The 19,730-nt window shown below is 64.9% G+C and carries 17 protein-coding genes; 12 read left to right on the top strand and 5 right to left on the bottom strand.

The features are described 5' to 3' along the window. The first annotated feature begins 17 nt into the window (after positions 1-17). Genes GGC64_RS05305 through GGC64_RS05320 form a run of 4 tightly spaced genes read left to right on the top strand, consistent with a single transcriptional unit; the run spans position 18 to position 4,366 of the window. Complete coding sequence (locus tag GGC64_RS05305) at positions 18-1,421, top strand: GntP family permease (RefSeq protein WP_192721377.1); 1,404 nt, start codon at positions 18-20, stop codon at positions 1,419-1,421. A 15-nt stretch (positions 1,422-1,436) separates the two neighbouring features. Beyond that, the gene (locus tag GGC64_RS05310; RefSeq protein ID WP_192721378.1) at positions 1,437-2,645 is read left to right on the top strand and encodes a CaiB/BaiF CoA-transferase family protein; all 1,209 of its coding nucleotides are present in this window, start codon (positions 1,437-1,439) and stop codon (positions 2,643-2,645) included. Further along, a complete protein-coding gene (locus GGC64_RS05315; protein WP_192721379.1) occupies positions 2,642-3,580 on the top strand; it encodes a hydroxymethylglutaryl-CoA lyase in 939 nt (312 codons plus the stop codon). Before GGC64_RS05310 ends, GGC64_RS05315 begins: the two co-directional genes overlap by 4 nt. A 9-nt stretch (positions 3,581-3,589) precedes the next feature. After that, positions 3,590-4,366, top strand: a complete 777-nt coding sequence (locus GGC64_RS05320; RefSeq protein ID WP_192721380.1) for an IclR family transcriptional regulator — start codon at positions 3,590-3,592, stop codon at positions 4,364-4,366. On the opposite strand, the gene GGC64_RS05325 is transcribed toward GGC64_RS05320, so the two are convergent. Then, complete coding sequence (locus tag GGC64_RS05325) at positions 4,332-5,447, bottom strand: alpha/beta hydrolase (RefSeq protein ID WP_192721381.1); 1,116 nt, start codon at positions 5,445-5,447, stop codon at positions 4,332-4,334. The genes GGC64_RS05320 and GGC64_RS05325 overlap by 35 nt on opposite strands. Before the next feature lie 3 nt (positions 5,448-5,450). Next, on the bottom strand, positions 5,451-7,073 hold the full coding sequence (locus tag GGC64_RS05330) for an NAD(P)/FAD-dependent oxidoreductase (protein ID WP_192721382.1): 1,623 nt from the start codon (positions 7,071-7,073) through the stop codon (positions 5,451-5,453). Between the two features lie 89 nt (positions 7,074-7,162). Between GGC64_RS05330 and GGC64_RS05335 the strand changes: the two genes are divergently transcribed. Further along, on the top strand, positions 7,163-8,077 hold the full coding sequence (locus tag GGC64_RS05335) for a TIGR03619 family F420-dependent LLM class oxidoreductase (protein ID WP_192721383.1): 915 nt from the start codon (positions 7,163-7,165) through the stop codon (positions 8,075-8,077). A gap of 4 nt (positions 8,078-8,081) precedes the next feature. On the opposite strand, the gene GGC64_RS05340 is transcribed toward GGC64_RS05335, so the two are convergent. Continuing rightward, the gene (locus GGC64_RS05340) at positions 8,082-9,014 is read right to left on the bottom strand and encodes an acyl-ACP desaturase (protein ID WP_192721384.1); all 933 of its coding nucleotides are present in this window, start codon (positions 9,012-9,014) and stop codon (positions 8,082-8,084) included. A gap of 199 nt (positions 9,015-9,213) precedes the next feature. Here GGC64_RS05340 and GGC64_RS05345 point away from each other — a divergent pair, with 199 nt between their 5' ends. From GGC64_RS05345 to GGC64_RS05360, 4 genes are read left to right on the top strand one after another with little or no spacing between them, the layout of a single operon-like run. Continuing rightward, positions 9,214-10,227, top strand: a complete 1,014-nt coding sequence (locus GGC64_RS05345) for a Rieske 2Fe-2S domain-containing protein (RefSeq protein WP_192721385.1) — start codon at positions 9,214-9,216, stop codon at positions 10,225-10,227. Then, positions 10,224-10,835 carry a cysteine hydrolase gene (locus GGC64_RS05350; protein ID WP_192721386.1) on the top strand — a complete coding sequence of 204 codons (612 nt, stop codon included), beginning with the start codon at positions 10,224-10,226 and terminating at the stop codon, positions 10,833-10,835. Before GGC64_RS05345 ends, GGC64_RS05350 begins: the two co-directional genes overlap by 4 nt. Continuing rightward, positions 10,832-11,446 carry a PaaI family thioesterase gene (locus tag GGC64_RS05355; RefSeq protein ID WP_192721387.1) on the top strand — a complete coding sequence of 205 codons (615 nt, stop codon included), beginning with the start codon at positions 10,832-10,834 and terminating at the stop codon, positions 11,444-11,446. The genes GGC64_RS05350 and GGC64_RS05355 overlap by 4 nt, the downstream gene beginning before the upstream one ends. 8 nt (positions 11,447-11,454) lie before the next feature. Beyond that, positions 11,455-13,113: an acyl-CoA synthetase gene (locus GGC64_RS05360; protein WP_192721388.1), complete on the top strand. Its 1,659-nt coding sequence runs from the start codon at positions 11,455-11,457 to the stop codon at positions 13,111-13,113. Here the strand turns inward: GGC64_RS05360 and GGC64_RS05365 are convergent. Next, positions 13,097-14,575, bottom strand: a complete 1,479-nt coding sequence (locus GGC64_RS05365) for a coniferyl aldehyde dehydrogenase (protein ID WP_192721389.1) — start codon at positions 14,573-14,575, stop codon at positions 13,097-13,099. The genes GGC64_RS05360 and GGC64_RS05365 overlap by 17 nt on opposite strands. A gap of 111 nt (positions 14,576-14,686) precedes the next feature. Between GGC64_RS05365 and GGC64_RS05370 the strand changes: the two genes are divergently transcribed. Beyond that, a complete protein-coding gene (locus GGC64_RS05370) occupies positions 14,687-15,463 on the top strand; it encodes a coniferyl-alcohol dehydrogenase (RefSeq protein WP_192721390.1) in 777 nt (258 codons plus the stop codon). Positions 15,464-15,535: 72 nt separating this feature from the next. Then, entirely contained in the window at positions 15,536-16,735 is a 1,200-nt protein-coding gene (locus GGC64_RS05375; protein WP_192721391.1) for a cytochrome P450, read from the top strand. A gap of 37 nt (positions 16,736-16,772) precedes the next feature. On the opposite strand, the gene GGC64_RS05380 is transcribed toward GGC64_RS05375, so the two are convergent. Continuing rightward, a complete protein-coding gene (locus GGC64_RS05380) occupies positions 16,773-18,236 on the bottom strand; it encodes an aldehyde dehydrogenase family protein (RefSeq protein ID WP_225951471.1) in 1,464 nt (487 codons plus the stop codon). Between the two features lie 180 nt (positions 18,237-18,416). Between GGC64_RS05380 and GGC64_RS05385 the strand changes: the two genes are divergently transcribed. Further along, the gene (locus GGC64_RS05385; protein ID WP_192722408.1) at positions 18,417-19,631 is read left to right on the top strand and encodes a CaiB/BaiF CoA-transferase family protein; all 1,215 of its coding nucleotides are present in this window, start codon (positions 18,417-18,419) and stop codon (positions 19,629-19,631) included. The last annotated feature ends 99 nt before the right edge of the window (positions 19,632-19,730 follow it).

The raw sequence follows: 19,730 nt of genomic DNA on the forward strand, positions 1-19,730 counted from the left end.
CTGAAGGGGCCGTATCCATGTCACATACCGCAATCGTCCTCAATACCGCGGTCGCGATCATCGCGGTGGTCGTGATGATCGTGCGGTTCAAGTTCAACCCGGTCGTTTCGTTGGTGGTGGGGTCCGCCTACCTCGGCCTTGCGGCTGGCCTTGGCGTTGAGAAGACGATCGACGCGATCATGAAGGGGTTCGGCGACATCATGGCCGAGGTCGGCTTGCTGATCGCGTTCGGCGTGTTGATGGGCGCAATACTGCAGCAGACAGGTGCCATTCAGCGACTCGTTCAGACACTGCTGAAACTGTTCGGGCCAAAACGCATGCCTTATGCGATGTCTCTGACGATCGCCACGCTGCTTCAGTCGATCTTTCTCGACGTGCTGCTTGTCATTTCAGCACCACTGGGCCGCAGTCTGGCCAAGAAGATCGGCAAGAACGGCACCGCGCGCATGGCCACAGCAATGGCCATCGGCCTGGAATGCGGAATCGTCCTGACCGTGCCTGGCGTCGGCGCGCTTGCGCTGGCCGGCCTGCTCGGCGTGCCACTGGGCAAGTACCTGTTGTTCGGTGTCCTTCTCGTCATCCCAACTGTCGCGATCTCGGTGGCGATCATGTCGTTCCTGTTCAACCACGGCTGGTGGAACCCGGAGCGCGACGAGCAGGAGTTCCTCGGCGCGGATGCGGAACCGATCGATTCGGACGACGAATCCGCAAGCGGGGCAACCACACCGGACTCGAGTGGCGGCGTCGCCACCAAGACGGCGACGGTCACCCGTACTCAGACGCCGCTGATTGTGCTATTCGCACCCATGCTGACATCACTGGTGCTCATCGCGACGGGTGCCATCCTCGACGCCGCCGACATCCACAACCCGATCGTCAAGTTCGTCTCCTCCCCCGTCATCGCACTGCTGATCGGCCTGATCGGCACGAGTTTCGTCGGCCGTCACGCATTAGGCGCGGAGCCCATCCAGCGCGCGATCGCAACCGGCTTCAAGGAGAGCGGTCAGATCCTGATCCTGACCGGCGTTGGCGGCTCACTTGCCGCGACCATCAAGGCCGCCGGCCTCGGCGACATCCTCGGTGAGTACTTCACCGCCAGCACGGCAGCACCGCTGCTCGTCGTATGGGCGATCGCCGCCGCACTGCACGTCGCTGTCGGCTCCGTGACAATCTCTGCGATCACGTCGGCAGGCATCCTGGCACCCGTCGCGCCGATCATCGGACTCGACCCGGTACTGATCGCCCTGGCCGCCGGTGCGGGTTCGCTGTTCGCCGTACACGTCACCAGCAATACGTTCTGGTTGCTGCAGTCGCTGTTGGGCCAGTCGACCCGCGGTGCGCTCAAGACCGTCACTGTCGGGGTATCGGTCGCATCGGTCGTGGCCATCCTGCTCATCCTGCCGATGAGCGTCCTGTTCTGAGAGGCAGGAACACCGTTGAACACCAATGACATTCGCCCACTGGCCGGGGTACGAGTGCTTGAGCTCGGCAACTACATCGCCGCGCCGACTGCCGGCAGGATGCTGGCCGACTTCGGCGCCGAGGTCATCAAGGTGGAGCGGCCGGTCACCGGCGACGAGCTGCGCAACTGGCGGTTGTACTCCGGAGGCACCTCGATGCTCTACCGCACCATCAACCGCAACAAGAAGTCCGTCGTGCTCGACCTCAAGACCGACCGCGGCAGGCAGACCGTCCTCGACTTGGTCTCCCATTGCGATGTGCTGCTTGAGAACTTCCGCCCAGGCACACTCGAGAAGTGGGGACTCGGGCCCGACGAACTCGACCGGGTGAACCCGGATCTGGTGATCACCCGCATCTCGGCATTCGGCCAGACTGGCCCGATGTCCCAGCGACCCGGCTTCGCCGCTGTCGCGGAGGCGTTCGGCGGCCTGCGTGAACTTGTCGGCGATCCGGACCGGCCGCCGGTGCGTACCGGCGTATCGATCGGCGACTCGATTGCCGGCATTTACGCCGCCTTCGGCACGGTGATGGCCCTCTTTCAGCGCGAACGCGTCAAAGTGCCTTTACCCCAGCGTGTTATCGACGTGGCGCTGAACGAGTCGGTGTTGTCTGTGATGGAGTCGCTGGTGCCCGACTACCTCGCCTACGGGGTCACCCGGGAACGCGCAGGAGGCCGGATGGAGGGCATCGCTCCCAGCAACGCCTATCCCTGCGCGGACGGCGCCAGCATCATCGTCGCAGGCAACGGCGATGCGATCTTTCAGCGCTACATGCACACAATCGGCAGGCCAGACCTCGCCGAGGATCCGGAACTGCAGACCAACGCAGGCCGCTGGCGTCGGCGCGACGAACTCGACGAAGCGATCGGGCAATGGACCAGCCAACGCGGCCGCGATGAGGCGCTCAAATTGCTCGACGAGGCCGGCGTACCGTCCGGCCCCATCTACACCGCCGCCGACATCTGCGCCGACGAGCAGTACGAGGCTCGAAACATGATCCAGCACTTCGACGTTGATACCGGTGCACCGCAGCCCAAAACGGTCGGCTTTCCCGGCATCGTGCCGGTGATCGGCGGGGAATCGCTGCCCATCCGCAACGTCGGCCCCGATCTCGGCGAGCACACCCGCGAAGTGCTTTCGTCGGTGCTCGGCCTGAGCGACGACGAAATAGGAGCACTGGCATGACACCCCGCCCCTACACCCCCCGCGCCGAAGTGCGAGATGTCACGCTGCGCGACGGCCTGCAGCTCGCCGCCAAGATGCTGCCCACCGAGCGCAAGGTCGAGATCATCCGCGAACTGTTGGCGCTCGGCGTTTCGGCACTCGAGATCGGTTCGATGGCCCGACCGGATCTCGTTCCGCCGCTTGCCGATACGCTCGACGTGATCACGGCTCTCGAACCCGACGAGTTGGACCGCTGTTGGATCTGGGTGGCGACGCCACGACATGTCGAGAAGGCGGCGGCAGCGGGCGCGCGGAACTTCCAGTACTGCTTCTCGGCGTCGGACTCGCACAACAAAGCCAACATCGGGCGCACCACCGAGGACAGCGTCGCCGCGATGCCCGACGCGGTTCGGATCGCGCAGGACGCCGGTGGTGCCATCCAGCTGTGCATCGCGACGGCTTTCACGTGCCCGTTCGAGGGCCTCACCGACCCCGAACGGGTGATCGGCATTGCCGCCGATCCGCGCACCTATGGAGCCGAGGACATCGTCGTCTGTGACACCATCGGGCAGGCGATTCCCACCCAGGTGACCGACCTGATCACCGGTGTCAAGACGCGAACCCCCGAGCGGCGCATCGTGTTTCACGGTCACGATACGTGGGGCCTCGGAGTCGCGAACACGCTCGCTGCGATCGACGCTGGCGCCTCGATGGTCGACGGATCCCTAGGCGGTCTGGGCGGCTGCCCCTTCGCCCCCGGCGCCAGCGGCAACGCCTCGACCGAGGACCTGTTGTTCGCGACCCGCCCGGACTGGTTCACTCCGGCCACGCTCGCTTCGATGGTGGACCTCACCGACAAAATGCTGGCCGAGCTTGGCGAGCCGAATCGCTCGCGGACGGCTCAGGGCGCGCGGTCCAAGGCCAAGGCTTTCGAGTGGGTCATCGACCGCGGGTAGATTCTCGTCATGGCAACCGAAGACGTGGCCAAGCAGCAACCGCTACTGGTGCTCGGCAAGATCACCGAGATCCTCGACGCGTTCTCGCTGACCCACCCGGACATGTCGCTCGGCGAGATCCAGCAGGCGACCGGGCTGCCCACGTCAACCGTGCAGCGCCTCGTGAGCAACATGGTCGCCCAAGGCCTGCTGGACAGGACGGGTGATCGCATCAGGATCGGCGTGCGGATGTCCTACTGGGCCGCCACCGCGCTGAAGGACCTCGACGTGTTGGCGATTGTCAACCCGGTACTCAAGGAGATCCGCGACAAGACCGGTGAGACGGCGTGCTTCTTCAAGATCGAACAGAACTTCAGGGTCGCCGTCGCGGTCGCAGAGACTCATCACGCTTTGCGTCGAGACATGTACGTGGGCAAGGTCATTCCCTTACATGTCGGCTCTGCGTCGCGCGTGCTGCTGGCCTGGAGCCCAGACCTCGCGGACAAGATCCTCGCTGCGCCGCTCGAGCCGATGGCGGGCGGGACGGTCACCAGTGCCGACGAGTTACGCAGGCTCATCGCACAGGCCAAGGCTGACGGCTACGCGATCACAGCCGGCGAACGCGAGGACTCCGCTTCGGGGCTCTCCGCACCGGTCTTCGATGCCGCAGGCGACATCCTCGGCGCGATCACCATCAGCGGCCCGACCGTGCGCATGCCGCAGTCCCAGTGCGAGGCATGGATCGATCTCCTTGTCGGATACGCCGAGCAGGTCACCCGGACGATCGGCGGGCGCCTTCCGCACTGAGCCCGGCCAGGAACCGCTCCGACGCCGCCTGCACGCGTCGCGACAGCAAGTGCCCCGCGTGGCCGCCATCGTGCCAGTACAGCTCGCCGCCCCACCGTTCATGCAGCGCAATTGCTGGTTCCCGCAACGCCATTCGGTCGTGCCAGGCGCCGACGATGAGGCGGCGCTCGGGTGGTGGTGTCGGATCTGTGGCCAGCAGATCGACCGGCGCCGCCAGCCGTGCCACAGTCGATGATCGCAACAGATCGCTGACGTCGACGACTGACGGCCCCCACCGCCCGAGGTGCTGCGCGATCATCGCGTTGAGCCCGAAGATCGGTGTGTAGACCGCAACGGCATCCACCGCCTCCAGGTGCGACACCAGCGCCGCGACCGGACTGCCCATGGACACACCCGATATCGCGATCGCGGTGGACTGCGGTCGCAGCCAACGCACGACGGTTCGGACCTCCGACACCGCGCGCATCATCCCCGCGATGTTGGCCAACGGATCCATGTTGGGATATGCCGGCCATGCTTGGCGTCGAACCCCGTGGCCGGGCTGAACGGGTAGCGCGACGTTGAAGCCGAGTTCGTTCTGGATGCGCCGCGCCCGCGAGAACAGCAGATCCAGTGGCTGCCCCTGACCCGCACCGTGCACCCACACCAGCCACGGCCGCCGGTCGTCGCCGCGCCGACACAGGTGCACCGCGGCGGTGGCGGACCCGCCGAAGTCCCTCAGCGTGCCCGGCAGCTTCGGGTCGTGTTCGAACATCAGCCGCTCATACACCGTGCGTCCGAACCGCTGGCTCCGAATGTCCCTCACGCGCAACGGTTCCGGGTCGGCGTGAGCACCGATTCCCAGTTCCGACAGCTCGCCGGCCGCGGCGGCGCATGCCTGCTCCGAGCGCTCCAGCTTCGGCGGCGGCGCCGTCAGGGTCATGCCCGTCAACGCCGCCTCGTCCATCACTACTTCAGCCAGCAGGCGAAGACCGTTCGATGACAGCGGATTCCAACCGTCAGACCTCAGCGCCGCGTGCGCGCGCGGCACCACTCCCGCGACATCGGTTCCGATCCGCCAAAAGCGCTCTGAAGTCTTCATCGGCTAACCGAGCTTGAAACCGGTGTATCCGGCCGCCGCGATCTCGTCACATCTGCGACGATATTCCGGAATTCCCGCCGTGTAACCCATATACATCCGCTTCTTGCCGGGCACGTTGCCACCGTTGTACCAGGAATTGCAGCTCGGGTGGACGAGCACAGTGGGCGCCACCAACGAGGTGGTGTGTTCGATCCACTCCCGCTGGGCGTCGGGCAGCGCCTCGATGGTCTGGTAGTCGTGGCCGCGCAGGTATGCGATGCAATCGCCGATCCATTCCACGTGCTGCTCCAGCGCGGCGACGAAATTTGTTGCTGCAGAAGGACTTCCAGGCGCCTGGACGATGAACAGGTTGGGGAATCCCGCGACCGCCAGCCCGAGATAGGACAGCGGGCCCTCGCTTGCCCAGAATTCCCGCAGCGAGATGCCGTTGCGACCGCGGATGTCCATCCGCGTCAGCGCGCCCGTCATCGCGTCGAATCCGGTCGCGTAGACGATGACATCGAGCTCGTGGAAGCCTTGCTCGGTGTCGATACCCGTCGGCATGACGCTACGGATCGGGCCCGTGCGCAGGTCGACAAGGGTCACGTTGTCGCGGTTGAACGTTTCGTAGTAGCCCTGGTCGATGATCGGGCGCTTGCATCCGAACGGGTGGCTTGGCGTCAGCGCAGCGGCAGTCGAGGGATCCTTGACGATCCGCGCGACCGCTTCGCCGTACAGCTTCGCCGCCATGTGGTTGGCCTCGATGTCGAAGAACACATCACCCCAACTGAGCGCGCCGATCACCCCGTGCTCGTCGATGGCCCGCAGCTGTTCCTCGCGGGTGGCCGACTTCAGCGGCGGCCGCTGGATCATCTCGAGCATCACCGAGAAGGCGCTCAGTCGCGCGGCCCCGACCGGGTGTTGGCGCTGCGCCGCGCGAATCTCGTCGTAGCGGGACTTCATCTCGTCGAGCTCACCGGGCTCGAGTGGCCGCACCTGCCATGGCAGTGTGTAGGCAGGCGAGCGCTGAAACACCGTCAAGTGCGCGGCTTGCCGTGCCACGACTGGAATCAACTGCACGCCGGTGGAACCGGTGCCGATGACCCCGACGCGCTCGTCGGCGAGATCAACGCCCTCCCTCGGCCAGCAGCTGGTGTACAGCGACTGGCCGGCGAAGGTATCCATGCCCGCGATCTGCGGTTCGAGCGGCACCGAGAGGATGCCGGACGCCGCGACCACAAAGGGAGCGACGAAGGACTTCCCCGCCCATGTCTCGACCAACCATTCACCGGCGTCTTCGTCGAAGGTCATCGCGACAACTTCGGTGTTGAACGAGATGTCCCGACGCAGGTCGAGCCGGTCGGCGACGAAGTTGAGGTACGCCTCGATCTCGGGCTGGCCCGGCATCGTCTCGGTCCACACCCACTCCTGCTGAATCTTCTCGGAGAAGCTGTAGGAGTACTCGATGCTCTCGATGTCGCAGCGCGCACCCGGATACCGGTTGAACAGCCAAGTCCCGCCGACGTTTTCGGCCATCTCCAGCACACGGGCGCGGACGCCGAGTTCGCGCAGACGGTGCAGCGCATATAGACCTGAGAAGCCCGCGCCGATGACGATCGCTTCGAAGCGTGTCGACGTGGTCGTCATTGCTCCTCCTCGGCCCCGGCTCAACACGACATGTTACTGTAACTCTTACAGTATGAGTCCGGGTTCTGGTGCGATTTTCCGGGGGACCGATGAAGTACACGCTGGAGTATCCGAGCGAGTTGCCAACCGCATCCGAGGAATTCCTGGAGCCCGACGTCATTCGACACCTCGCCCGACAAGCCGAGATCTCCGGCTTTTCTGCGGTGGCGCTGTCCGACCACCCGGCGCCCTCGGTCAAGTGGCGACGCAACGGCGGCCACAACACGCTCGATCCGATCGCCGCGCTGAGTTTCATGGCGGGCGTGACCACCCGCATCAAGCTGATGACCAACCTGTACGTGCTGCCGTTCCGCAATCCCTATCTATCGGCGAAAGCGCTGGGCAGCCTGGACCTGATCTCCGGTGGCCGGTTGATCGCCGGTGTCGGCGCCGGCTATCTGCGGTCTGAATTCTGTGCGGTCGGCGTCGACTTCGACCGTCGCGCACAGCTGTTCGACGAAGCCCTCGGCGCCTTGTGGTCGATCTGGGTCGACCCCGACGCGCCGGTCAGCGGGACAGCTTTCGAGACGCCCGGCCCGGTCTGGCTGCAACGGCCCGCGCAACGTCCGCATCCGCCCATCTGGATCGGCGGCAACGGCAAGGCGGCGCTGCGCCGAGTCATCGACTACGGGACCGGGTGGATGCCGATCATCGCGCCGGCCGGAATGGCCACGACGATCCGCACCGCGGCCATCGAGAACGCCACGCAGTTCGGTGCCATGGTCGACCAACTCCGGGACGGGATGGCCGAATCGGGGCGGGACCCAATGTCGGTCGATGTGCAGGTGGTGTGCCCCCACATCGAGATCGACGACCCCGCATCACTGCAACGTGCCTGCGACGTGCTCGACGAGTTGGGCGCCTACGGAGCCACCTCCGCCGTCGTGCAGGCCGACGGGTCGAGTCCGCAGGCTGCCGTCGACTTCATCAAGGCCTTCGGCGAAGCCGTGGTTGCCCGCGGCTGACGCGTCAGCGTCCGGACGGTGCGCCTGCGCCTGCCATCCGTTCTTCGCGACGCCGGTCATAGTACGAGGCCTTTTCCTCCACCAGGTCGAGAAACGCCGCCAGTTCGTCGCGAGCGCGCGCGCCTTCACCGTCGAAATCCTCACGCTCGAACACTCCCCAGAACCGCAAGACCGGACGCACGACGTCGTCCAAATGCGAACGCAGGTCATAGATGCCGGCCTTGGCGATCTTCAGAGCATTCTCTGCGAACCCTGGCATGGTGCTTCCCGGCATCTGGAAGTTGATCACTTCGCGAGCGATCGCACGCATCGTCGCGTTCGGTGCGATATCGAGCGCAGCGCTCACCAGGTTGCGATAGAAGACCATGTGCAGGTTCTCGTCGGTCGCTATCCGGGTGAGGAGTTGTTCCGCGATCGGACATCCGGATGCCCGGCCGGTGTTGCGGTGGCTGATCCGCGTCGCCAGTTCCTGAAAGGACACATAGGCCAGGGCCTCTATTGGCGATTTGTCGCCGGAGTCGTAGCCGGCCGCCGTGTGCACCATGCGACCGTGCTCGAGCTCCACGGGATCGACGCCTCGGGTGACGAGAAGATAGTCGCGTAGCGCAATGCTGTGCCGACCCTCTTCAGCCGTCCACTGACCGACCCACTGACCCCAGGCGCCATCGCGCCCGAAACGCGTCGCGATTTCGCGGTGGTAGGAGGGCAGGTTGTCCTCGGTGAGAAGGTTCACGATCATGGCGGCTTTGGACACCTCGTCGAGCTGGGAGTCCTCCGGTGTCCAGTCTTGGCCGCCCAGCAACGCGAAGTCGCGACCACGACTCCACGGCACGTAGTCGTGCGGATTCCACGGCTTCGCCTTCTCGAGGTGTCGGTTCAGGTTGGCCTCCACCACGGGTTCCAGCTCAGTGAGCAATGCCTCTTGGGTTGATGTCATCAAGACTCTCCCGGCTTGTCTGATACCTACGGCTGCGTAACCTACGCTAGCGTAGGTTTTGGGAAAATCAAGTGTCTCTTGAAAGGCGCTGAACGACAGCCGTTTCGGGTGGTTACCAGCGCCTCGGCCGCCCGATGTTGCTGTTTGCGGAAATCTATACTGTAATCGATTTAGTATCTGCGACCATGGAGGCGTCACCGTGAAGGTCCCCTTCACCTGGAAGGTCACCGGCTGGTTCATGATCGGCTGGTCGGCTGAGTTCGCCGTCGGCGAGGTACGTCCGCTTCGATACTTCGGCGAGGACCTCGTCGCGTATCGCGACGAGTCCGGTGCGTTACATGTGATGACGGCCCACTGCCGCCACCTCGGTGCCCACATCGGTCACGGCGGCAAGGTCGTCGGCGACTGCGTCGAGTGTCCATTTCACGGCTGGCGGTGGGGACCCGACGGCACCAATCGGTACATCCCCTACCAGCCGGATCGACCTAACAAATCGCTGCGGCTACGCGTCTTCCCGGTGCGCGAACAATACGGTTGCGTGTTCGCCTGGCACCAACCCGAGGGCAACGAACCACACTGGGAGATGCCCGACCTGTTCGGAAAGTTCCCGCAGTTTCCCACCGACCCCGAGGCGTATTACCGCCCGTATCCCGAGTTTTCGAGTCGCGCCGAGCGCGAACCCGTGCATCCGCAGATCGTCGCGGAGAACGGACCGGACAGCGCGCACTTTCACTACGTGCACGGAGCCACTGTCACGCCGGTGTGCCTGAGCTGGGAGGCCGTCGACGAGGAGTGGCGATTTCTGACCGGCTGGCCCGACACGCGCAGTGACGATCCGAACAAGATGGCGCTGTACATCCACAGCCACTTCTCCGGCCTCGGGTTTGCGATCAGCGCGTTCGAGGGATCGTCGAACCACCGGCTGATCTTCGCCTGCACGCCTGTCGAGGACGGATACTCGGACATGTTCTATTCCATCTGGTGGCCGCGACTGCCCGGCGACACCTCCGACGTGCCACCCGACAGCGTGCGCGAGCAGGTCCAGCGCCAGTTCCTGGGCACCGTGTGGGATGACCTCAACATCTGGCGCTATCAGGAGTACATCGAGCGGCCGGCGCTGTCGACAGTCGACGCGAAACCCTATATGGCACTGCGCAAATGGGCGACGCAGTTCTATCAAGTCCCCCCGACCGCCGCGGTCGTGTCCGGGTGAGACCCGACCTCGCGGAGGTCGCGGCGCCGGCGCACACCGCGATCGTCACCCAGGAGTGCCAGGGTGCCGTCGTCGGCCCCAACGCAGGGCTGGCGGTGCTCGCGAAGGAGGCGCGTCGCGAGGCGCTGCCCAACATCGAACGCCTTCTTCCTGCGGCCCGCGAAGCGGGAGTGAAGATCGTGCACTGTCTGGTGCAGCGGCGGCCCGACGGCCTTGGCGGCAATCACAACGCGAAGATCTTCGCCGTCGGCAGCGGTGTCGACATCGCACCGGGCAGTCCCGGCGCGGCCCTGCTCCCCGAATTAGGCCCTGCCCCAACAGATGTGGTGCTGCACCGATCGCACGGCATCGGGCCGATGGGCGGCACCGACCTCGACATCACGCTGCGCAACCTCGGGGTCTCGACGATCGTTGCCGTCGGCGTCTCGGTGAACGTGGCGATCACCAACCTCGTCATGGATGCCGTGAACCGGGCCTACCGCGTTGTGGTGCCGCGCGATGCGGTCGCGGGCATCCCGACCGAGTACGCCGCCTCGATCATCGACAACACGCTGTCGCTGCTTGCCACCATCACCACCACCGACGACCTCATCGAGGCGTGGAAATGACCGACACCGAGGACGATATCCGCGAATTCGCAAGGGTCACACCGGTTGACGCAACGCCGGAGCTGGCCCGATTCATGGCGGCGATGCGGCGGCTGCAGGACATCGTCGTGTCCACGAGCCCCGACGCCACAGTGTGGAACGAAACGGCCGCGCTCGTCGAGGACATCTGTGCCCGTCTGGAGAAGCACCAGGCACCCGCCGGTGTAGCGCCGGGCGGACGTACCAGGGACCTTCCGGGAAACGGCCATCCGCTGATGCCGCCGTGGCAGGTGGTGCAGTCAGGCCCCGACGAGGTGACCATGCGCGGGCACTTCACCCGCTTCCATGTCGGAGGCAACGGCGCGGTGCACGGCGGGGTGATCCCACTGTTCTACGACTGGCATTTCGGCATGGTCGTCTCAGCAGCAGGTCGACCTGACAGCCGGACCGCTTACCTGCATGTCGACTACCGCAAGATCACGCCCACTGACGAGCCGTTGCTGTCGCGAGCTTGGGTCGACTCGGTCGAGGGCCGCAAGTTGTTTGTGAGGGCGGAAATGACCGACACGGACGGCAACGTACTATCCGAGGCCAAGGGCCTGATGATCAAGCTGCTGCCCCACCAGCCCTGAGAGGCACGATGTCCGACTCCGAAACACAATTCACCGTCCCTGCCGCCGCAGACACCGTCGCGGCTGTGATCGGCGACAGGGAATTCCTCATCCAAGGCCAGCGCCGCTACACGTACGCGCAGGTCGTCGAGCGATCCAACCGGCTCGCGGCCTACCTGCATTCCCGCGGACTGGGGTGTAAGACCGACCGGTCGACGCTGCGCGGTCACGAAGTCGGTCAGGACCTGCTCGGCATCTACGCATACAACGGTCCCGAATACGTCGAGGCGATGCTGGGCGCGTGGCGCGCCCGGGTGGCGCCGTTCAACGTGAATTACCGCTACGTCAAGAACGAACTGCATTACCTGCTCGCCGACTCCGGCGCGACCGCGCTCATCTATCACGCGACGTTCGCGCCGCGGGTCAACGACGTGCTTCGGCAACTGCCCAAACTGCGGGTGCTCATCCAGATCGCCGACGGATCGGGCAACGATCTCGTGCACGGCGCGGTGGACTACGAGTCCATCGTCGGCTCGGGCATTCCGGTACTGCCGCCCGACGAGCCGTCGCCCGACGACTTGTATGTGCTCTACACCGGCGGCACGACGGGCATGCCGAAGGGCGTGCTGTGGCGCCAGCACGACATCTTCATGACCTCGTTCGGCGGCCGAAGCCTCTACACCGGAGAACTTGCCAGGTCCTACGACGACATCGCGAAACGCGTTGCGGACGCGCCGGAATCGAGGCTCATGATCCTGCCGCCGTTGATGCACGGCGCAGCGCAATGGGCCGTGATGACCGCGATGACGACCGGCCAGTCGGTGGTCTTCTCCACGGTCACCGACCGCTTCGACGCCGACGAAGTCGTCAACACCATAGAGCGCGAGAAGGTCATGGCGGTCACCGTCGTCGGCGACGCCATGGCGCGACCACTCGCTGCGGCCATCGAACGCGGTGGTGCCGATCTCTCGTCGTTGGCGGTGGTGGCCAACGGCGGCGCGCTGCTGACGCCGACGGCCAAGCAACGCCTCATCGACGTCAAGCCCGGCCTGATCGTCGTCGACGGTGTCGGGTCGTCGGAGACCGGCGCGCAGATGACGCATATGTCGGCCCCTGGCGCCGTGGCAACAGGCACGTTCAACGCGGGACCCGACACATTCGTCGCGGCCGAAGACCTCGGCGCGATCCTCGAGCCGGGTCATGACGGCATCGGTTGGCTCGCGCAGCGGGGCTATGTCCCGTTGGGCTACAAGGGAGATGAGTCGAAGACGGCCGCGACCTTCCCGGTCATCAACGGCGTGCGGTACTCGGTGCCCGGCGACCGCGCCCGTCATCTGGCGGACGGCACGATCGAGTTGCTCGGTCGTGACTCGGTGTGCATCAATTCCGGTGGCGAGAAGATCTTCGTCGAGGAGGTCGAGACCGCGGTCGCGTCTCATCCCGCGGTGGCCGACGTCGTGGTGTCGGGCCGGCCCAGTGAGAAGTGGGGCCAAGAAGTCGTTGCGATCGTCGCACTCGCCGAGGGCGCCACCGTCGACGAGCAGGAACTGATCGACCACGCCGCCGGCTCGATCGCGCGCTACAAGCTGCCGAAGGCGATCGTATTCCGGCCGGTGATCGAACGCAGCCCCGCCGGAAAGGCCGACTACCGGTGGGCCCGCGAGCAAGCGATCAGCGCCGGCGCCTGAGCCGCCGGCGAGTGCGGCTGCGCGCCATGCGCAGCGCCATCCTCGCGCCTGCGCGCGTTGAGCCGCTGAACGGCGGCGCCGCCGCACCGGTGACACTGAACGGCAAGTCGGTGCCGACCACCGTCCGATAGTGGCTGAACGCGTCGAAACCGGCCTTGCCGTGATAGGCGCCCATCCCGCTGCGGCCCACGCCACCGAACGGCGCGGCCGATGGGATCATCTGCGCGCCAAAGTCGTTGCGCGCAACGCCGCCACTGCGGGTATGCCGGACAAAGCGTCGGAAGTCGTCGTCGTCCGGGCCGTACCAGTACGCCACCAACGGCGAGGGCCGCTGGTTGATGTGCTCGATGACATCGGTCAGATTCGAGTACGGTCGAACGTCGAGGACGGGCCCGAACACCTCTTCGTTGGCGATCCTCATGGTCTCGTCGACGTCCCGAACGATCGTTGGCGCGATCTTGCGGGTGGCGCGGTCGGGCAGCGATTCGGCTGAGGGAGCGATGGTTTCGACGGTGGCACCGTTGGCCTTGGCGTCCTCGATCAACCCGACGACGCGATCGAAGTTGGCCTCGTTCACCGACGAGCAGTAGTCGTCGTTGGGCACGATCGACGGGAACATGCCACGCAGCGTCTCACGGGCGATGTCGACGAATGCGCCGATGCGACCGGCAGGCACGAAAACGTAGTCCGGGCAGATACACACCTGTCCCCCGTTGATCATTCGCGCCGCGGCAATGCGCGTTGCCGATCGCTTGAGGTCCGCATCGGGCGAAACCACCACCGGATTCTTCCCGCCCAACTCGAGCGTGACCGGAACGAGATTCCGCGCGGCGGCCTGCTGAACCAGTGAGCCCACCGACGGTGAACCGGTGAAGAACAGATGATCGAACGGCAGGCTCGCGAACGCCGCCGAAACCTCGGGCCCCCCGGTGACGATGTCGAGCTCGGTCGCGTCGAAATACTTCGGTGCCGTCGTTTTCATCAGTTCCGCTGTGCGGGGGGTTATTTCCGACATCTTGATCGTGACCCGATTGCCGGCGGCGAAGGCCGCCGATGCGGGCAGCACGACCAGCTGCAGCGGGAAATTCCACGGGCCGATGATCCCGACCACACCCAGCGGCGAGGGCTGCACCTCCGCCTTGAGCCCGACCAGCCGCGCTGCGCGCATCAGCTTTGTCGCGCGCATCCATTGCGGCACTTGTGATCTGGTGTGCTCGATGACCGAAACCATGCCGAACACCTCGGTGAACAGCGTTCCCGTCGAGGGTCTGGTGCCGAAATCGGCCTGCATCGCCTCGACGAAATCGTCGGCGTTTTCGAGCACCAGCGCGAGCAGCCGGTCGATGCGATTGCGCCGCACCGCCGCGGTGGGCGGGCCATCGGCCAGGAACGCGGCACGTTGACGTTCGAGGATCGCGCGCACCCCAATAGCGCCGTCGACCCGCTCCTGCGTTGTGCTCATTCGCCCGTCCCACGGTCATTGTCTGGCGAACCAGAATTGTTTACTGTCGACCTTACTGTCGGCCGTTCGATGATACGCAGGCTGGTCGGTGCGTTGGGAAGGTTGGGTCATATGACACGCAGGATCGTGGTGGTCGGCGCGGGATCAGGCATCGGGGCAGCGGTCGCGAGAACGTTTCATGACCGCGGCGACCACGTGCTTGCCGTCGACGTTCGCGAGCACCACACTCCGGCTGCCGAGTACATGCGGTGCGATCTGCGCGACGCGGCCGACATCGACGCGCTGCTCGGCCAGATCGGTTCGGGCTGGGACATGCTCGCCCACGTCGCGGGCATCCCCGGAACGGCGCCGGCCGCCGACGTGCTCACGGTGAACTACCTCGGCATGCGGCTGATGACCGAGGGCATGCTGCCGCTGCTGCGTGAGGGTGGATCGGTTGTCGCGGTGGCGTCGACGGCCGCGCTCGGCTGGGAGCAGCGCCTGGAACCACTGTCCGGCCTCCTGGAGCTCACCGACGCCGAGGCCGTCGAGAAGTGGCAGGCCGAACAGGACCCGAGCTACCCGGTGTACAGCACCTCCAAGCAAGCGGTGATCCTGTACAGCAAGCGCCTCGCAGGCCCCGCCTGGACGAAATACGGGGTGCGGATCAACACCGTGAGCCCGGGGCCGGTCGAGACGCCGATCCTGACGGATTTCGAGGCCACCATGGGCAAAGAGGTCCTCGACGCATGTCGCGCCACCGTTGGCAGGCACGCATGCGTCGACGACATCGCCCCGATCATCGCGTTCTTGGGGTCGCCCGAGGCGGGCTGGATCACGGGGCAGGACATCCATGTCGATGCCGGCTTCATCAACTCGATGCTCGCGGGACCGCCGATTCAGCTCTAGATTTGCAATACTGTAAGCTTTACAGTACCTAAAGCAGGATGCGTGTCCGATCGACGATGCTGGAGATCAGCGGTGGAAAGCCCAGTCACGGCCGACGAGACGTTTGACCTCCATCGTGACCCCTATCCGCTGTTCGCACAGAAGCGGAGCCAGGCCGGGGTGTTCGAGGGCAGCGTCATGGATTGGTCCAAGACACCCGAATCGATGAAGCCCGAACACCTATACGCAGCAGTGTCGTTCGACGCCGTCAACCGCGTCTTCCGGGATGGCAAGGTGTTCAACTCGCACATCTACGACAGCACCATCGGGCTGTTCATCGGCCCGACCATCCTTGCGATGGAGGGCAAAAAGCATTGGGAGCACCGCAATCTCGTGTCGGCGGCCTTCAAGTCGCGCTCGTTGGCGCGCTGGGAGCCGGAGATCGTTCGGCCCGTCGTCAATAAACTTATCGACGAGTTCATCGAGACCGGCGAGGCCGACCTGGTCAAGGACTTCACGTTCGAGTTTCCGACACGAGTCATCTCGAAGCTGCTCGGCCTGCCTGAAGAGGACCTCGCATGGTTCCGCAAACGCGCCGTCGAATTGATCAGCTACACCGTCCGCTACAAGCGGGCCTTCGAGGCGTCTGCGGAGCTGAAAGACTACTTCCTGCAACAGATCGAGCAGCGCAGATCCAAGCCGACTGAGGACATCATCGGCGATCTGGTGACCGCGGAGATCGACGGCGAGAAGCTCTCCGACGAGGCCATCTACTCGTTCCTTCGGCTGTTGCTGCCCGCTGGACTGGAGACCACCTATCGGTCCTCGGGAAACCTCTTGTATCTGTTGCTCAGTCACCCTGAGCAGTTCCGGGCCGTGCAGGAAAACCACGAACTGATCGCGCCTGCGATCGAGGAAGGCCTGCGCTTCGAGACACCGCTGACCACGGTGCAGCGCTACGCGAGCGAGGCGACTGAGATCGAAGGCGTCGAACTGCCCGCGGGCGCGGTCGTCGACGTCTGTATCGGCTCGGCCAATCGAGACGAAAAGCGTTGGGAGCGTTCAGAAGAATTCGACATCTTCCGCAGGCGCGTCCCGCACCTCTCCTTTGCCGCCGGTGAGCACACCTGCATGGGACTGCACCTGGCGCGGATGGAGACGCGGGTAGCGGTCGAAACCCTGCTGGCCCGGCTGACCAACATCGAGTTGGTCACCGACGACGACCCGCACATCTTCGGCCAGCCGTTCCGGTCGCCTACCGCGATTCCGGTGACGTTCGATGCGGTGGCCTGATCGCCGAAAGTGAGCTTGTTGTCAGACTCGACGCGGCTTAGCTCTTTCGTGGCACCCGGCAGCCGATGGCCTTGGTTTCCAGATACTGCTGAAAGCCTTCGATGCCGCACTGTCGTCCCATACCGCTGTTCTTGTAACCGCCGAACGGCGCATCGGCGCCGTAGAACATGCCGCCGTTGACGCCGAACGAGCCGGTGCGGATGCGACGCGCGATGTTCATGCCGCGTTCCATCGATCGCGACATGACCGCGCCCGCAAGGCCGTACGCGCTGTCGTTGGCGATACGCACGGCCTCGTCGTCGTCATCGAACGGCATCACGATCAGCACCGGGCCGAAGACCTCTTCCTGGGCGATCGCCGCGCTGTTGTCGACGCCGACGATCACGGTCGGCGCCACATAGTGGCCGCCTTTGAGATGCTCAGGCAGGTCGTCGACTTCACCGCCGCCGACAGCTATTTCGGCACCGTCGCGACGTGCCTGGTCGATGGCGATCAGCACGCGATCCTTCTGCGCCGCGCTGATCAGCGGTCCGACAAGGGTTTCAGGCTGCATCGGATCGCCGACGGGCACCGCCGAGTAGGCAGTGGTGATCGTGGCGACCGCTTCGTCGTACAGCGAGCGGTGGACGAGCATGCGCGTGGTCGCCGCGCACGCCTGCCCCGCGTGGACGCACACCCCGATAGCGGCGCCGAGGATCGCGGCGGGGTTCGCGTCGTCGAGCACAATCGACACCGACTTTCCGCCGAGTTCGAGGAACATCCGCTTCATGGTCTCGGCGCCCTGGCGCATGAGCATCTTGCCGACGGCCGTCGAACCGGTGAACGAGATCATGTCGACGCGCGGATCGGTGCCCAACAGTCCGGCCACGTCGTTGGACGGCGTTGGCACGACGTTAACCACGCCAGCAGGAATGTCGGTGTGGTCTGCGATCAGCCGACCGAGTCGGGTCGCGTTCCACGGAGTGTGCGGATCCGGTTTGAGCACAACGGTATTGCCCGCGGCCAGCGCTGGGCCGAGCTTGTTGAGGATGACCTCGATCGGAAAGTTCGAAGGCGTGATCGCCGCAACGACGCCGACCGGCTCCTTGACGACGGTTCGCACATTGCGCTCACCGAACAGGCCGCCACCCTCCAGCGTGCGCTCCCACTCGAACTCGTCGATAAGCCGGCTGGGATAGCGCAGCGCCTCAGCGAGTGGCCAATCCAGTTGTGCGGACTGGGTGATCATCGCGGGACAACCGACCTCGGCGATCAGTTCCTCGCGCAGATCTTCCCTGTCCGCCTCGATAGCCTCCTGAAGCTGATGCAGGCAGCGCTTGCGCAGCACGCGGTTGGTCGACCAGTCCGATTCGTCGAAGGCGCGACGCGCGGCCGCGATGGCGCGGTCCATGTCGGGCGGTTGGGCGGCGGCGGTTTGGCCGAGCAGCAGTCCCGTGGCCGGGCTGAAATTGTCGAACACTTCACCGGTTGCCGCGAACGTGAGTTCGCCGTCGATCAGCATTCGGGCTTCCGCGCGTTCGGCCACCCGCCCGCCGAGCTCGACGCTGGTCTCGGTCCGTTCTTCACGATTCTCGGTGGAGCTCACCCTGCTACCTCGTACAATCGGACTCTGCGGGACGATCAACTGTAAACATTACAGTAAGATATTTCAACAGCTAGAGAGGCTCACTTGATCAAGGTGATGGAGGGCGTCCGCGTCCTGGAAGTCGCACAGTTCACGTTCGTTCCTGCGGCCGGGGCGATCCTCGCCGACTGGGGCGCCGATGTCATCAAGGTGGAACATCCCGTGCGTGGCGACACCCAGCGCGGTTTCATCAACATGGGCGGCTTCCAACTCGACCCGAACCGGCACCCCTTGATGGAGCATCCCAATCGCGGTAAGCGCAGCGTCGGCATCGATGTGTCGACCCCGGGCGGTCAGGACGTGCTGTACGAGATCGCCAAGACCGCCGATGTGTTCCTGACGAACTACATGCCCGCACAGCGGCAGAAGAACAAGTTCGACATCGAGCACATTCGCGCGGTCAACCCGAACATCATCTATGCGCGCGGTAGCGCCTACGGCGACAAAGGGCCCGAGCGCGATACCGGTGGCTTCGACGGCACCGCGTTCTGGACACGCAGCGGCGTGGGTCATGCGCTGACGCCTGAGGAGTTGGGTGGCGCGCTGTCGCAAGGCATTCCGGCGTTCGGGGACTCGATCGGCGGGATGAACATCGCAGGCGGAATCTCTGCGGCCCTGTTCCACCGCGAGCGCACCGGCGAGGCGGTCGAACTGGACGTCTCGCTGCTCAGCACTGCCTGGTGGGCCGGCGGGGCGAGCGTCACGCAGGGCATGGAAACCGGAGAGACGATGCGTTCGGTCATGCCGGACGCAACAGGTCCGAGTGTGAACCCGTTCATGGCGAACTATTTGACCTCCGACGGTGGCACCATCAACCTGTGCATCGTCAGCCCGACGGGCTACATTCGCGACGCGTTCGAACATCTCGGGCTGCCGGAACTGGCCGATGATCCGCGGTTTTCCGATGTCATGCCGCTGATCGAAAACGCCGCAGCCGCAGCCGAACTCATCAGGGAACGGATTCGCAGCAAGCCCTTCGACTACTGGCGCCAGCACCTCAAGACGATGAAGGGGCAGTGGGCGCCGTTCCAGAGTTTCATCGATCTGACGTCCGACGAACAGGCGATCGCCAACGACATGATCGTCGAAGTCGAGGCGAGCGACGGCGGCAAGCCGTTCAAGGTCGTTCGCGGGCCGGTCCAGTTCAACCACGAACCGCTCGTGACCACGCGTGCCCCGCAGGCGTCCGAGCACACCGAGCTCGTGCTGATGGAACTCGGCATGGAATGGGATCGGATCGAGGAACTCAAGGACGCCGGCGCCATCGCCTGACTTCCCTCTATTCGCCGAGCGTGCGCGTCTGCACGTCGACACGCCGCAAATTGTGTACATTCGGCGCACCTTCGTGGCGCCATCACCGTGCGCGAAATG

The organism is Mycobacterium sp. OAS707, assembly GCF_014873705.1.
Taxonomy (GTDB): Bacteria; Actinomycetota; Actinomycetes; order Mycobacteriales; family Mycobacteriaceae; genus Mycobacterium.

What these genes read in the sequence shown, in the direction of transcription:
- GGC64_RS05355 (WP_192721387.1), top strand. Translation starts at nt 10,832, where the DNA reads ATGACCGACACCGAGGACGATATCCGCGAATTCGCAAGGGTCACACCG.
- GGC64_RS05315 (WP_192721379.1), top strand. Translation starts at nt 2,642, where the DNA reads ATGACACCCCGCCCCTACACCCCCCGCGCCGAAGTGCGAGATGTCACG.
- GGC64_RS05335 (WP_192721383.1), top strand. Translation starts at nt 7,163, where the DNA reads ATGAAGTACACGCTGGAGTATCCGAGCGAGTTGCCAACCGCATCCGAG.
- GGC64_RS05320 (WP_192721380.1), top strand. Translation starts at nt 3,590, where the DNA reads ATGGCAACCGAAGACGTGGCCAAGCAGCAACCGCTACTGGTGCTCGGC.
- GGC64_RS05370 (WP_192721390.1), top strand. Translation starts at nt 14,687, where the DNA reads ATGACACGCAGGATCGTGGTGGTCGGCGCGGGATCAGGCATCGGGGCA.
- GGC64_RS05385 (WP_192722408.1), top strand. Translation starts at nt 18,417, where the DNA reads ATGGAGGGCGTCCGCGTCCTGGAAGTCGCACAGTTCACGTTCGTTCCT.
- GGC64_RS05305 (WP_192721377.1), top strand. Translation starts at nt 18, where the DNA reads ATGTCACATACCGCAATCGTCCTCAATACCGCGGTCGCGATCATCGCG.
- GGC64_RS05365 (WP_192721389.1), bottom strand. Translation starts at nt 14,575, where the DNA reads ATGAGCACAACGCAGGAGCGGGTCGACGGCGCTATTGGGGTGCGCGCG.
- GGC64_RS05380 (WP_225951471.1), bottom strand. Translation starts at nt 18,236, where the DNA reads ATGCTGATCGACGGCGAACTCACGTTCGCGGCAACCGGTGAAGTGTTC.
- GGC64_RS05360 (WP_192721388.1), top strand. Translation starts at nt 11,455, where the DNA reads ATGTCCGACTCCGAAACACAATTCACCGTCCCTGCCGCCGCAGACACC.
- GGC64_RS05325 (WP_192721381.1), bottom strand. Translation starts at nt 5,447, where the DNA reads ATGAAGACTTCAGAGCGCTTTTGGCGGATCGGAACCGATGTCGCGGGA.
- GGC64_RS05330 (WP_192721382.1), bottom strand. Translation starts at nt 7,073, where the DNA reads ATGACGACCACGTCGACACGCTTCGAAGCGATCGTCATCGGCGCGGGC.
- GGC64_RS05340 (WP_192721384.1), bottom strand. Translation starts at nt 9,014, where the DNA reads ATGACATCAACCCAAGAGGCATTGCTCACTGAGCTGGAACCCGTGGTG.